Genomic DNA, 14,663 nt, shown 5'->3' with positions numbered 1-14,663 from the left:
CCCCCCCTAAGATGAGGCCTCCCTTGAGGGGCGTTGGAGACTACGACGTTGATAGGCTGTAGGTGTAAAGCTGGTAACAGCAAAGCCGAGCAGTACTAATACCCCGAACGACTTCCGCGGCACCTGCGCCGCCTGCTCTGCGAAAGAACGTCAAAAGTATACGGATTTAAGCATCCGCAACCGCTTACGGTGGCTATGGCGGCGGGGTTCCACCCCTTCCCATTCCGAACAGGGCCGTTAAGCCCGCCAGCGCCAATGGTACTGCCGAAAGGTGGGAGAGTAGGTCGCCGCCGTTCTTCAATCCCGGTCTCGCAAGAGGCCGGGATTTTTTTGTTTATACCCCACCGAAAAAGCGCTCGCTCTCTAGTGCTAAGCCCATTTACCAACGTTTAGCTCCTACGGAGCCGGTTGGATTTTGGAGGTATGGTGCATTGATAAATACGGCAACCGTGAGCATTTTCGTGGTTACAACCTGTGCAACTCGCATCTTAATGTGTTTGCAGAAGGGTGCCGTAGGCACTATATTATCGTTAAAAACCTGTTTGCTTGATCTTTTTGAGCGCCGTATGTGCGGCACTTTTTTAGGGATCGAAAGATTAGATTGTTCAGAATCAACCTATCTATATTACTCTTGTCTGTTTGATAGCAGTTGTGCCACCTAAGGGACGTTAATAGCTTCGGTGATGGCGCGTATTACCTGCGTGTGCCTCCTACGGATGATAGGAATGATGCCTTGTAGGTTTTTCCTGAATCGCGAATTGATATAGATTTGTCGACATTGATGTAAGTCGTGGTTGATCTTAGGCCCAATTCTTAGCGAGGTCGGGATTTTTTTTTATCTTTGCGTGGCAAATAAATTACTATGCGCGCGAAAGGATTATTTATTAACATTTGTTTGATCTTTGCTGTCTCTCTGGTTGTAGAAAACACGTTTGCACAAGGGTTCAAACTCGATTCTCTCTACTTCCCTTTTCCAGACACATTAAAAACGAAGGCGTTATTTGTTTATAAGGTTAATCCGGAAACAATGGCTCCTGTTTTTTATGAATATGATACTACTCTCTACGGGGCACAGAATGTAATGCCCTATCAGCGTTACTCTGTTGGGACAATTTCGACTGGGAATAACGGTGGAGCTATGATGCCTCTGGATTACTTTTATCGGAGTGAATCGGAGGATTTCCTATTTGTAAAAAGTTTTCTACCTTACCTCAATACGCCCACGGATTTGCCTATTATTAACTCCCAAAAGCGATTTACTCGATTAGGATATTCTACAAATAAAAAGAAAATTGGGGAGCAAACATTAGAGATCACTCACAATCAAAACATTGTTCCGGGTTGGAGTGTGGGGTTGAAACATAATGGTCACAGCACTGCAGGGTTTTATCAAAAACAATATGCCCGTAACAATAGTTTTAACCTATACTCATCGTTCTATGGTCCACGAATGAAGAGTTATATCTCATTTGCTTGGCACCGTATTCGGATCAAGGAGAATGGTGGTGTAGATGAGTTTGATATAAAGGATACAATAATTGACGCTGAGAATGTCCCTGTAAAATTGGCAAATGCTAAGAATGACTTACGGGGAGTGCAATTATTAGCTTCCAATAGCTATGGTATTGTTGGTGGAGCAAATAAGGGTTTGGGTGGTGAACCATACTTAGAACTGCGTCATACGCTTAAATATGATCGATTCAGTCGTGTTTTTAGTGATGTTCCAGACCTAACTACCAGCAGCTATTTTAAGAATTATTATATCAGTCAGGTTTCAACTAATGACTCTTCTTATTATCGGAATATCTCTAATGAATTGACTCTTTCGGGGAATTTCTTAAGTGGTATTGGACGCGCTTTTAAGCTATATGGCAAGGCTGGTGTTGATATGGAGCGTTACTATTACTGGAAGCCCGAATTTTTCATTAAGGAGATAACAAATACCGATTACACTAATGTTTATGCCGGGGCTGGCTTGTTTACTCGTGTCAAGGGTATAGACTTATCGGTGTATACTAAGAGTTATTTGAGTGGTCGTCGCAGTGGTGACGTCCTTTTTGCTGGCATTGGCAATTTCGCATTCGAAATATGGGGCTTTCCCGTAGCACAAACTGCTTCACTTTCGGTTAATTCAAAGACGGTGGATTACTTTTCTACTCAGTACTTTGCGAACAACATTAAGTGGGATAACACCTTCAATAAAATAAATGAGTTAAGGGCCAGCTATTTTTTAGCATTCCCAAAACTTAGAACATCTGTCGAGGCAAGATTCATTAGCACTGATGGATATGTATTCTTTAATAAGGAATCACTACCGGAGCAGAGTAACGACCAGGTAACAGTTGCCAGTTTGTTCTTTAGAAATCATATTAAGTTCGGAATATTGAACTTTATTCACAATGCCGTTATTCAAACTTCTTCGAATGAAGATATAATCCCACTTCCATATATTGCGGTAAAGGGATCATACTTCATTCAATTTAATTTAATTAAGAATGTGCTTTCTACTCAAATGGGGGCAGATGTTTTTTATAATACAAAATACTACGCAAACGCATACAACCCTTCCATTGCGCAGTTCTACATACAAAAGAACAGAAAGATTGGGGAGTATCCCAACATCAGTGCATTTATCAATTTTCAGTGGAAAAGGGCTCAGATATTCGTGAAATATGATCATTTGAGTCAGAATTGGTTTGAACGTGATTATTTCTCCGCATACACATACCCAATAGGCGAACGCTCATTTAAGTTTGGCGTTTACTGGAACTTCTATGATTAATTCAAATTAATCGAACTTTATTGAGAATGTTGCGTTTAATGTTATTATTCACCAAAATTAATGTATGATTTTATTTTACTCAAAGAGAACATTTTTTATTTTTAGTTTATTTTTAGTTGGATTGTTATTTAGTTGCAATAATTTTGAAATAAGCAGTGTTAACCCTAATAGTAATTTAAACATAAGCGCCATAAAAGAAAGAGGTAAACTCGTGGCCGCCACCGACAATTCCGGGATTTCGTTTTTTGTGCACAAAGGGCACCCCATGGGATTTCAGTTTGAATTGCTTAAAGAACTAGCCAGAACCATTGGCGTTCCACTTGAAATTATCCCTGTTAAGAGTTTCGATGAAGCATATTCATTACTAGATGAAGGGCTTTGTGATATTGTCGCCATGAATTTGGTTCCAACAAAGGCGCTCGCTAACAAAATATCCTATACTATACCTCATTCCGAAGTCAAATTAGCGTTGGTCTCTTTGGGGAATGATTCTAGTAATCTGGCATTCAATCGCTCCATTCTTGGTAAGAGAAGAATCGATCTTCAAGGTCGCGGCATCAGCATAACCAATGGTAGCAGCAAATCTGCCGATGAATTAGTTGAGATGGTTGCATTAGGCGACATCGATCAAGCTATTGTGGAGTATTCCGACGCAATGGTTGGGGAACTGCGCTTTCCTCGGGTTAAGGTTTTGCCCTTAACTAATTTAACAGAGCAGTCCTGCTGGGCTGTTAATAAGAGATCTCCCTTACTACTTCAGGAAGTTAATAGTTGGTTAAGTCGCTATAAATCTACGGCCAACTATGCTTATATCCTTTCTAAGTATAATAGTGATGATCTATACTTGAGGTATGCTAGTGCATTTATTACACCGGGACGCAATGCAATTTCGAAGTATGATGGATATTTTAAGCACTATAGCAATCAAAAGGGACTGGATTGGAAATTAGTAGCTTCTATCGTATATCAGGAATCACGCTTTAATGCTGATGTGATTTCGCAAAGCGGTGCCTATGGGCTGATGCAGATCATGCCAATAACTGCCGAGCATTTTGGTGTGGACGATATTTCAACCCCGCAAAAGAACATTAAAGTTGGAGTAATGCTATTGAACTATCTTCGCGACTACTATGTAAATGCTGGTATAAGCGAGGAGGAGGCTACGAAGTTTGTTCTTGGTGCCTATAATGGCGGTTTGGGACATATTGAGGACGCACGGCGATTAGCCGAAAAATATCACTCCAATCCTAATTCATGGGAAGATGTTGCCTTCTTTCTTCGTATGAAATCTCAACCAAAGTATTACAAAGACCCTATAGTTAAGTGTGGAAAGTTTAGCGGAAGTGAGACTTCTAGATTTGTGACGGAGGTATTGGAGCGCTATGGTTACTATAGTAGCCTTGTTACTATTTAATAACAGGACGAGGGCTGTATTAACTCAATGAATTCAGCAAGAATCATTGCAGTAGCTCCCCATATCATATCTTCTCCTGCTTTAAAATGGGGTGTCGATAGCGGTAGGCCGCCCAAGTTCTGCGTTATTACTGAGCGGGAATTGGGTTGAAGGAGTTGGCAGATTGGCATTTCAATGATATATTCTACCTCCTGAAGGTTTGGATAGAATGTGGGGCGTTCCTTTAGGATTCCAATCACTGGAAGAACTAGATAATTACTTATTGGTATAAAGAGCGGTGTAAGGGTTCCTAGGATGGTAACAGATTCTGGCCTTATACCGACTTCCTCCTCAGCTTCCCTTAGCGCAGTCTCCAACATATTATCGTCCGACTCCTCCTTTTTTCCTCCTGGGAAGGCCACTTGGGCGCTATGTATGCCATCGTAAGTTTGACGCTTTATAAACACAATGTGTGCTCTACCTTCGTGTGGAAAAATTGGAATAAGCACGGCACTCATTCGAGTTGTTTCATCAGGAATTGTGTGTTCCATCAACTTTAGACGTGCGGCAGGGGCCATGGTACGTTGCACGGTTTCACCTGGAAGACCTTTGTGTAGGCTTTCTCTTAGTGAATTAATAAAATTATCGAAGGGTTCAATATCCATTTTTGCAAATACGCCTTTCCTTTCCAAACGTCTTTTTATTGGAAATGTTCTAATCGCAGGTTTCGTTTTTCTAAACTTAACGACTTGCCATGTCTTAATGGGCCTAAAACCTTAGTGTATCCGTAATAGACGACAGAGAAGTGACAGATGAGGAGATGATTTGTCCTCGGCATCCATCACTCCTAATTCGTCATCGTTTCACTTGTAGTGATCGTAAAGATAAAGCTGTTGATATCAATCTACAACGTTGGCTAGTAATCGAGTGAGTAAATTTCCAACTCGGGTTTACTTATGATGATCCTTAATAAACGCCTCTACCTCCGGAACGCCGCCCTGATATATTAGGTAACCATTGTAAGGTTCGCGCAGGGTAATCTCATCGTTAATAGGAGTGAGCATCATGCGTTTTACCTCTTCGGGGTCGTTGGTTTGACCCAGCACCCAGCCCAGCTTAATATAGGCGGTTTCGGGGAGCATGTTTTCGCCCGGAATAATACCCTTGGCCATAAGATCACGCCCAGTATCGTACACAAACATGTGTGCAAATCCCCAAAGCGTCTGTACGCACATAAAGATGTGAACACCCTTAGCGGTTGCTCGCTCAATGGCCGGGTAGAGTGGCTTGTTGACGTGTCCCAACCCAGTTCCGGCAATGATGATACCCTTATACCCATTGTCCACGAGGGAATCAATCATATCGGGCATCATATTGGGATAGTAATATACAATTGCTACCTTTTCTTCAAAGTATGGAAGTATGGTTACTTTTCGGTCGCTACGGCGCTTGTTGTAGTCGGTTTTGATAGGTTTTACGCCATCCTTCATGCTTACGGTTGCTAGAGGAGTATCGCCAATGGTGCGGAAGGTGCTTCGGTAGGAGGAGTGCATCTTCCTAACGCGTGTGCCGCGGTGCAGAAATCCATATTCGTCGGAAGTAGGTCCAAACATGCACACCATCACCTCGGCAATGTCCGAATGTCCTGCAGTGTAGGATGCATGCATCAGGTTAAGTGCTGCATCGGAGCTTGGACGGTCGGAGGAGCGCTGCGATCCCACCAAGACAATGGGGACAGGTGAGTTTTGCACCATAAAGGTTAGCGCGGCGGCAGTGTGCGAAAGGGTATCGGTGCCATGTCCAATAATAATACCATCGATTCCATTCTCTATCTCGCGACCAATAGCTTTTGCCAGCTCAATGTATTGTGCCGGGCCCATGTTTTCGCTGAATACGGCAAAGAGTTTATCGGTGGTGATGTTGCAGATATCTGCCAATTCAGGAACGGCACCGTAAAGTTCGCCGGGTGAGAATGCCGGAATAACGGCACCCGTGCGGTAGTCGAGGCGGGAAGCAATGGTGCCTCCGGTGCCGAGTAACTTTACGTTGGGCTTACCCTTCGAGTAGGGGAACTCCTTCTCCGGAATTTTATAGTTGGCCTTTGAGTATCCCACTTCTTTCATAAAGGTAATGGTGCGAACATCTACCCCTATGTTATAGCCTGTTTCGAACTTCAGCACTAGGTGGTTTTCGTCGTGTGTTTCGGCACGCGGGAGCACCACTCCGCGAAACTGTCCGCGCGTGCTCTCTATCTCCACCTGACCCCATACTCTCGAATTATATTGCTTTAAAATCTCTAACGCTTTGCCTCTATATCCTTGAAAATCGTTGTCCATAGCCATTGAATAAACTAAAGGGTGAATTGATGAGGTTTGAGGTTGTGGTTTACCACCGGCAGCACTAGAGGTAGCAACGATGAGAGCGGAAGGTTTCCCTTTGCCGCCTTACGCAGCTTGCCCATTACCCAGCGAACTGCATTTTCCGAATTGATAGTTCGTCTGATTTGCCCGAACTCCTCTACTAGCGGTAGAATCATTGCCGAAAGTTCCTCAAAGCGGTAGACATTATACCCACAAAGCAACAGTGCCTCATCAAACGTAGCCGATGGGTTTTGGAATATTGCGGTAAGCAAATCGTCGGCTAAACCGAAATCTAACCTTTGCTTTTGCATCAATTTCAACATATCGAATATGCGGTTGGCCTCCTCTATGGTTGCCAATTTCTTTGTAACCAAATGTTTGAAATGCTCGGCTATTAGGATAGCCACTGCTTTTGGAGGATAGCCGATGCTTGCAATTTTTTCAACAAGCACCACCAGGTTGTGGCGTAGGAGGAATGTCCAGCAGCTTTCAGGAACATTCCAGCCCTGCAGCTGTGCTATGCGCAAATGAAGGTCGGTAGCAAGCCGTTTGGTAACCACATCGATATGCTGCTGCTCAATAGCAACAGGGGCGGAATCGGTATCGGGATACATGCGGTCGGCACCCGGAAGCACGCGCTCAAATATGGTTGTTCCATCGGGTAATCCTTTTCGAGTTTCGAGAGGAATGCCCTCAAATGCCATAATGCAACGCTCTTCAATGGTTTCGAGTGCGGTCTTTACATCGGCCTCGGGACCCCAGAATACCAACATTGCATCTTTCGGGGTGGCATTGAGTATCTTTCCCAGCTTATGGAAGTTGAAGCAGATGGCATCTTTTTCGATTTCCTCCGAATGTACCATGTTTGGACGTTCGAGGCAGGCAATAACCTTGAGTCGTTCGGTAATTTCGTTACCAAAGCATCGGCCCGGTTGGGTGAAATGCGATAGCGCTCCGGCAAAATTTGGCAACTTTACGCCAATGAGAGAAAGTGGAACGGTATAGGGTAAGTTGGTGGGGAAGTTGAAGCCAAATTCTACAGGATCGAGCTCCTTCGATTCAATCTTCCAAAGTTTATAGTCAGGTATCCTACTATTTAACTCGTCGCGCAGGTGAAGCAGCGCATATTGGCGGAAGGCTTCAATATGCGAGAGTTTTGGAATCCAAGCAATATGAGCAACGCCCTTAATCTCTACCCGGGCTCCACCGCGGCAGCTGACGTTTACATCTTGCCGAGCGGCACCAATACCTGTGCGAACCAATCCTGTGCTGCGGTTCATAAACCGGATATGATTACCCGCCTCGGCGAGTTCCCATGGGGTGAAAAGCTGAGGATGGGTTACCGTTTCGATGAGCGGCATTCCGAGTCTATCGGTTTTATATATGCGGACGTGGCCAATATCGGAAACTTCACGGCATGAATCTTCCTCGATGCTGAGCTGCAGAATGCCCACCTTCTTATTGCGGAGTTGAATTTCGCCCTCAATACCGATGATGGCGGTGCGCTGAAAACCGGTAGGTATGCTACCATCGAGGTATTGTTTGCGGGTAATGTGTACCTCGCCCACGATATTTAGCTTACACAGCAAACTGATTTCGAGAGCAATTTCGAGCGCTTCCATGTCTATTTTGAATGGTGGCGTATCATCGGTTTCGTAGGTACAGGCCGTTTTATTGTTTAGGCGATATACGATCTCTTTACGGGTGCGAAACTCCATGAGGGCCGTTCCATCGTAAACACCCATTTCGCTAAGGGTAGGCCGCATATGGCGCACCACTTCGGCGGTATAATCGTTATGCTTGTGGAATATTCCTGCGGGACAGCGGCAGAACAACTTTCGCTTGGTAAGCAGTTGCTGATGAACCTCTAGACCCGATTTGAATCCTATACGTTCGTAATCCTCGTTGGTGGCCTCGGCTAGGGAAATGTAACCAATCTCTTTCATTGATTGCAAATACCGATCGAGGCTAATCTGCTGGTCGGCTTTTGAATTGTTTGTTTCCATGGGCAAAATCGTAAAGATTTTAGCCGATTTCATTAACAATCGGCGTCAATTATTTGCTTTTCAAGTTACAGTTTTACCAATAGAAAACGTTTGCGAAGGCAAAAATATTTTTAAACAATTGATGAACAGGTTTTCTTTCTTATCCGAAAGCCATAGTAATTAAGCTTCTCATTTCTCGGATGAAATTGATAAAACATGTTTACTTTGCAAACCTGCTTCGCCTTCGGATGGATAATGGATGAAGAATGTTGTTAGGAGGCAGATCTAATGTAATGGCTGTTTTTGATGTTTCACTTTTAATATTATACTCGATATGAATTCAATCCTTCTTGCCGGAACCGTAATAGTGAATTTTGCTTTAATTGCCTATTCAGTTGCTATTTTTAACGAGCAGCGCAACCGCAGAGCCAACAACAGGGTGATGGTTTTTCTATCGGCAGGTATTTTGTTCGATATAATTGCTACCATTTGCATGGTGAGTGGTTCCACCCATTCATTTATGAGTTCGCATGGCATTCTTGGATATTCGGCCCTATTGGCTATGCTTATTGATTTCATTCTACTTTTGCGTTTCCGAAGCAAGTATGGCCCGGGATTGCTCATTTCCAAATCGCTGCACTTATATTCACGCTACGCTTACGCATGGTGGGTGATTGCCTATATAACCGGGGCCTTAATCGTGGCCTTGCGCCATGCATAATTCGATGAATAAGTCGGAAGACCGAAGTCGGAAGACCGAAGTCGGAAGACTGAAGACCGAAGACCGAAGACCGAAGTCGGAAGACCGAAGACTGAAGACTGAAGACCGAAGACCGAAGTCGGAAGACCGAAGTCCGAAGTCCGAAGAAATGCGACAATATGCCAATGGATTAATGCGGCAATTAAAATGGGCCAGTAGCGGGCGATAGCGCCATGCCCCTTTGCACTATTCCTGCTCGCAGGGTGGCTCTATGTGGGTAACCTGTAGCAAACAACTACGCTAAGTTCGCCTTTGTGCAAAACGGCTCCATAGCCTTTGTAGCTATGTTTTCTTTTAATAATCTGTGTAGATCTGTGGAATATGTGGTGCAACGATCTACCTGACAATGCAGCAATGTGCCAGTTTTATTTACAGGCATTCATTAGCACATTAGCAATTTAACCCATTAACATATTCTTTTCCCTACCTTTGTGCCCAATACAAATGATACAACGCAAGAAATCATGAGCAACAACCCCATTTCGCAATTTATTGCGCACACTATCGAGAGCCTAGAGGCCAAAAACTTTGTGCGACTTGCCTTATTCAACAGGCGCGACAAGAATAATACGCTGCGAACTGCTTCGGCCAAGGTTATAAGCATTAAAAAAGGGGAACGGTTATCGTTTGTACTTCGCCATCAAACCAAAGATATTACCCAAAATTGCATGTTTGAGGAGGTGGGATCTCTTCTTGAAGCTATGTTTGCCAACGATTTCCTTCAGGCCGATTTGTTTACTCTTTCGGCCAACTACTACCTTACTATTTCGCCCAATGGAACTGCAAAGCTCCGCATTGGACCGGCTACCGAGACAATGCAACCTTCGCTTAGCCATGATAAGGAGAAGGCTCGACTGATTACGCCCGCGGAGAATACCTATCTCTATCGCTTGGGAATTACTACCAGCGAGGGTAAGGTAAAGAACGACATGCAGGATAAGTATCGACAGATAAATAAGTATGTTGAGATTATTGATGGGGTGCTAAAATCGGTAGAACTGGATAACTCTTTCAGCGTGGCCGATATGGGTGCCGGTAAGGGTTACCTCACCTTTGCGCTCTACGATTACTTGGTGAATGTTCTTCACAAAACGCCAAGCGTTGTGGGTGTCGAACTCCGTAAAGAGTTGGTGGATAAGTGCAATACCATTGCGAAAGAATCGGGATTTGCCGGACTCTCCTTTGTCGAGGGAACCATTGTAGATGCAAAGCTGCCTAAGGTTGATATGCTCATTGCCCTTCATGCCTGCGATACCGCCACCGATGATGCCATTTTTATGGGTATGAAGGCTAATGCTAAGGTGATTGTGGTTGCCCCTTGCTGCCATAAGCAAATACGGAAGCAGATTAATCCAGTAGGGAATCTCGGCCGTATTACCCAGTTTGGTATTCTAAAGGAACGCCAGTCCGAACTGCTTACCGATGGACTACGCGCTCTAATCATGGAGGCTTATGGGTATAAAACCAATGTTTTTGAATTTATTGCCACCGAACACACTCCCAAAAACGTGCTGATTGTCGGCATTAAGCAACGCGAGCTTGCTACTCCCGATCCAAAGGTGCTTGAGCAGATTGCCGATATTAAAAAGGTATATGGCATTGAGTATCATCAGCTCGAAAAGTTGTTGGAGAAGGGTATCTAGCTATTTGGATATGCCCTTGAGCCCTCTTGCTTAACCACAATTCCTGTGGCGGAAAACAATTTAGAGAGTAGAACCCATTTCCGTTTACTGTGAAAATGTAACATTGGATTATGTGTGGACGACAATTGGGAAAAACATGTCGGGCTTACAGCCCTAAGTTGTGTCAGGTATTGATTTAGGGCTGCGCCCTGTGCTATTACATGTTACCCTTTCAGGCCAAATGGAAAGGAGGAGGGACGAAGTCCCGAAAGGTAAAAGCACAGGTTGGAGCGAAGCGTAAACCTGTGTAAGCAGTAGCGCCAGCACAAAGCCCTGCAAGGGCGATAGGTTGTTTTTTGTTGGGGCAATGCAATGTGTAAAGCTATTCGAAAAGCACACCTCATCTCAACTTCAGCAAGTCACCCTTCCCTTTGGGACAGGGATGGGGTTAGGTCGGTAAGGAGCAAAACAGCAAATCATTTGCATTGAACAACCTACCATATTTAACCACAGAGGTCACGGAGAAAAACAACACAGAGAACACAAAGGGTGCATTGTATAACTATTCTGCAATTTTTAATCCAATCGACCTCCACCAAAGGAGGCGCCGCTGGGTTATAATGCTGCCCTCATCTTCAGCAAGTCACCCTTCCCTTTGGGACCGGATGGGGCTAGGTCGGTAAGGTGCAAACTTGCACTTGCAATACCCAACTATCCTTTTCGACCTTCGCCCTCCGCTTTTGCTAACCTTCCATCTTTTCTGCTACATTTGCGTAACCTAACTTAATTGCAGAATGGCGCATTTTGGTTTGCTGCCAGCTATTTATAAACCGCAAACAACCTAACCATGAAAAAACTATTTCTTTTAATCGTATTGGCAGTTTCATACTTGTATGGGATTGCCTGCACCACCGCCATTATTTCGGGGAAGTATACCACCGATGGACGGCCTATGATTTGGAAGGTGCGCGACAGTGATTATGCCAAGAATAGCATGAAGTTTTTCGCCGATGGCAAGTATACTTATGTAGGCCTTATTAACTCCGAAGATTCTACCGGTGCTCTAATTTGGGGCGGTGCCAACTCGGCTGGCTTTTCTATAATGAACAGTGCCTCTTTCAACGTAAACCTCGACGATACTACTTCCAAAAAAGATTTGGAAGGAGAGTTTATGCGCAAGGCATTAAAGCAATGTGCCTCACTATCCGATTTTGAAGCCCTACTTAATGCGGAGTCGAAACCAATGGGGCTTGCTGCTCACTTTGGCGTAATTGATGCTGCGGGTGGTGCCGCTTTTTATGAGGTAAACAATTACACTTTTACCAAGTTCGATGCCAACAATCCTGCCGAAGCACCAAACGGTTATATTATCCGCACCAACTTCTCCTTTACCGGAAAGAAGGATATAGGTTACGGTTTTATTCGCTTTCAAACGGCACAAGACTTGTTTTACACTGCCGATGCGCAGCACAAAATGAACTATCAAACCATTCTGCAAGAGTTTACCCGCTGCTTTAGGAATCCGGTGCTAAACCGCGATTACCGCAAAGAGTTTAGCGCTATTCCCGCAGGCAGCTATTTTGTAAACTCCGACGATTTGCTCTCGCGCAGCGGAACATCATCTGCTATTCTGGTGCAAGGCGTTAAGCCGGGCGAACCTACCGATTTGGCTACTATATGGACAATGGTTGGCTTCCCCAATACATGCGTTGCGCTGCCACTCTGGGTGCGCGAAGGCGATAAGCTGCCACGAATGGTTGTAAGGAACAAGCAAGGTAATTCACCAATCAACAGCATGTCGCTGGAGCTAATGGATCAGTGCTACCCTATGAAACGTTCCGATGGCGCTCGCTACATTCAAATATCGAAGCTGTTCAATCTTGAGAAAACCGGAATAGTGCAAAAGCTTGAGGTAATGGAGCGCAACATATTTAAGGTTGCCGACGAAAAGGTGGCTATATGGCGCAGCGGAAAAGGAAAGCCCGGCGAAGTAGCCCAATTCTACACCTGGCTCGACGATGTTGTTGCCAAAACTTACCTCACCGAACTTGGGGTTAAGGAAAAATAAATGTGCCAATTTGCCAATTCTGAATGAAACACCCACATGCTGAATTGGTATGATTTTGCAACGACCATCTTTTCACCATTCACTTTTCACCTTTCACTCTTTTACCCTTTACCTTTTAACCTTTAAAACATGAAACATCTTTTATACATTTCCGCTATTGCCCTACTGGTATCATGCCAACCGGGCGATTTAAAGACAAGGAGTAACGACACTATTCACGTAGGTGTGTTCGACAAGAATGGCGATAGCCCCGACTGCATTACCGATGCCCTTGAGGCCTGCCGCATTGATGAAGGGATTACCGTTCGCGTTATTTCTGCTGCCGATATTATGGGCGGTGATGCCGACGATATTGACGTATTCCTTTTCCCTGGTGGGGGCGGACGCTCCGAAACTGGTAGCCTTGGCTTACTTGGCCAGCAAAAGGTTATCGACCTAGTGAAAAGCGGTAAGGGTGTGGTTGGCATTTGTGCCGGAGCCTATATTCTATCCGAAACACCGGGCTATCCATCGCTTGCGTTAAGTGGTGCCGAAGCCATCGACATTGAGCACGATAACCGTGGACATGGTTTGGCAAAGTTCTCGGTAACTGGTGAAGGCAAGAAGATTTTTCCTGAGCTAGCCGATAGCGACATTTACTACTCGCTTTACTACGAAGGACCGGTGCTTATTCCGGCCAAAGACAGCAAGTATAAGTATACCGAGCTGGCTACCATGCTAAGCGATGTGCACACCGTTGCTGGAACTCCATCCAACATGACTAACAACCGTCCGTTTGTGATTGTTACTGAGGTTGAAAAAGGAAAATCCGTTTCAGTAGTAGGCCATCCTGAGGCTACTCAAGGAATGCGCTGGATGATTCCTCGCCTTGTGCGGTTGGTTGCCGGAAAAGAGCTAATATCGTATAACGCTAACGTGGTTCGTCCTGGCATCCATTCAAAAGAAATTTTGTTTACCGATTCACTGTTGGCCAAGCAAAGCGAAGCCTTTGGAATGCTTATTAAGAGCAAGGAGGAGAAGCTTTCCGCACTACAAGCAATTGTAGACATGCGTGCATGGTCGGCAAAGAAGTATATTCCACAAATGGTTCGTGATAGCAGCTTTGATGTTCGGTTACTTGCCGCCAAGCTCACCGTAGAGCTCGAGCGCACCGATGCCATTCCCGATTTAAAAGCTGCTGTTACCACCGAAACCAACCCAGCGCAAAAGCAGCAGCTAAAGGAGCAACTCCAGCTGTTGGAAGCAATGACAGGAAGGCGTTAAAGGGTAAAGGGTAAAAGTTAAAGGATGGCCGCGTTAGTGACCATCCTTTTTTGCGTATTGAGAGGTTGATAAATGAACGGGAGTTAGTAATGTGATTAACCCTCTTTTATTTTTTTTTACTTTTTACTTTTAACTTTTCACAATTCACCACTCACCACTCACTACTCACTCTTCGCCTCATCGTCCTTATCGGCAGCCCTAGTAATACGCGAACGAATTACCTGCGCCTGAGCATCCACAATTTCGTTTATAAGGCTGGCCATTTGCATATACTCTGGCTTTTGCGAAATGGAATATAGCGAATCGATGGCTTGAAACAGATTTGCGCAATCGGCTTTTACCTTATATCCGCAACATAAAAGCATAAAATAATCGGGAACCCCTGTAATAATAATCATCACAAGGCTTTCCCGATTAAAATATTTTCACC

Annotated in this window: 10 protein-coding genes and 2 rRNA genes; 8 read left to right on the top strand and 4 right to left on the bottom strand. The window is 44.6% G+C overall.

Going from position 1 to position 14,663, the window contains the following annotated elements; genetic code table 11:
• From BLS65_RS15385 to BLS65_RS15370, 4 genes are all read left to right on the top strand, one after another.
• Positions 1-120, top strand: a 23S ribosomal RNA gene (locus BLS65_RS15385); the annotation flags it as partial.
• A 65-nt stretch (positions 121-185) separates the two neighbouring features.
• Positions 186-296, top strand: a 5S ribosomal RNA gene (gene rrf / locus BLS65_RS15380).
• Between the two features lie 566 nt (positions 297-862).
• Complete coding sequence (locus BLS65_RS15375) at positions 863-2,782, top strand: putative porin (protein WP_092440590.1); 1,920 nt, start codon at positions 863-865, stop codon at positions 2,780-2,782.
• Between the two features lie 64 nt (positions 2,783-2,846).
• A complete protein-coding gene (locus tag BLS65_RS15370) occupies positions 2,847-4,196 on the top strand; it encodes an MltF family protein (protein ID WP_092440588.1) in 1,350 nt (449 codons plus the stop codon).
• On the opposite strand, the gene BLS65_RS15365 is transcribed toward BLS65_RS15370, so the two are convergent.
• From BLS65_RS15365 to gatE, 3 genes are all read right to left on the bottom strand, one after another.
• The gene (locus BLS65_RS15365) at positions 4,193-4,867 is read right to left on the bottom strand and encodes an NUDIX hydrolase (RefSeq protein WP_212590573.1); all 675 of its coding nucleotides are present in this window, start codon (positions 4,865-4,867) and stop codon (positions 4,193-4,195) included. The two genes, BLS65_RS15370 and BLS65_RS15365, sit on opposite strands and share 4 nt — an antisense overlap.
• 258 nt (positions 4,868-5,125) lie before the next feature.
• Entirely contained in the window at positions 5,126-6,511 is a 1,386-nt protein-coding gene (gene gatD / locus BLS65_RS15360; protein WP_092440592.1) for a Glu-tRNA(Gln) amidotransferase subunit GatD, read from the bottom strand.
• 14 nt (positions 6,512-6,525) lie between these two features.
• Positions 6,526-8,541 (bottom strand): Glu-tRNA(Gln) amidotransferase subunit GatE, encoded by a 2,016-nt coding sequence (gatE, locus tag BLS65_RS15355; RefSeq protein WP_092440584.1) that lies wholly within the window; start codon positions 8,539-8,541, stop codon positions 6,526-6,528.
• A gap of 313 nt (positions 8,542-8,854) precedes the next feature.
• Between gatE and BLS65_RS15350 the strand changes: the two genes are divergently transcribed.
• The 4 genes from BLS65_RS15350 (at position 8,855) to BLS65_RS15330 (ending at position 14,233) form a co-directional block, all read left to right on the top strand.
• On the top strand, positions 8,855-9,241 hold the full coding sequence (locus tag BLS65_RS15350; protein WP_092440582.1) for a hypothetical protein: 387 nt from the start codon (positions 8,855-8,857) through the stop codon (positions 9,239-9,241).
• Between the two features lie 503 nt (positions 9,242-9,744).
• A complete protein-coding gene (locus BLS65_RS15340) occupies positions 9,745-10,923 on the top strand; it encodes a class I SAM-dependent methyltransferase (RefSeq protein ID WP_092440577.1) in 1,179 nt (392 codons plus the stop codon).
• 826 nt (positions 10,924-11,749) lie between these two features.
• Complete coding sequence (locus tag BLS65_RS15335) at positions 11,750-12,970, top strand: C45 family peptidase (RefSeq protein ID WP_092440575.1); 1,221 nt, start codon at positions 11,750-11,752, stop codon at positions 12,968-12,970.
• A gap of 129 nt (positions 12,971-13,099) precedes the next feature.
• Positions 13,100-14,233, top strand: coding sequence for a hypothetical protein (locus BLS65_RS15330; RefSeq protein ID WP_092440573.1), 1,134 nt, complete (start codon positions 13,100-13,102; stop codon positions 14,231-14,233).
• Between the two features lie 161 nt (positions 14,234-14,394).
• Here BLS65_RS15330 and BLS65_RS15325 read toward each other — a convergent pair whose 3' ends face one another.
• Positions 14,395-14,631, bottom strand: coding sequence for a hypothetical protein (locus BLS65_RS15325; RefSeq protein ID WP_092440571.1), 237 nt, complete (start codon positions 14,629-14,631; stop codon positions 14,395-14,397).
• Positions 14,632-14,663 lie beyond the last annotated feature (32 nt).

It is taken from the genome of Williamwhitmania taraxaci (genome assembly GCF_900096565.1).
In the GTDB taxonomy this organism is placed as follows: Bacteria; Bacteroidota; Bacteroidia; order Bacteroidales; family Williamwhitmaniaceae; genus Williamwhitmania; species Williamwhitmania taraxaci.
Note: the sequence above shows the minus strand (reverse complement) of the source record. Positions and strands in the feature narration are given on the sequence as shown.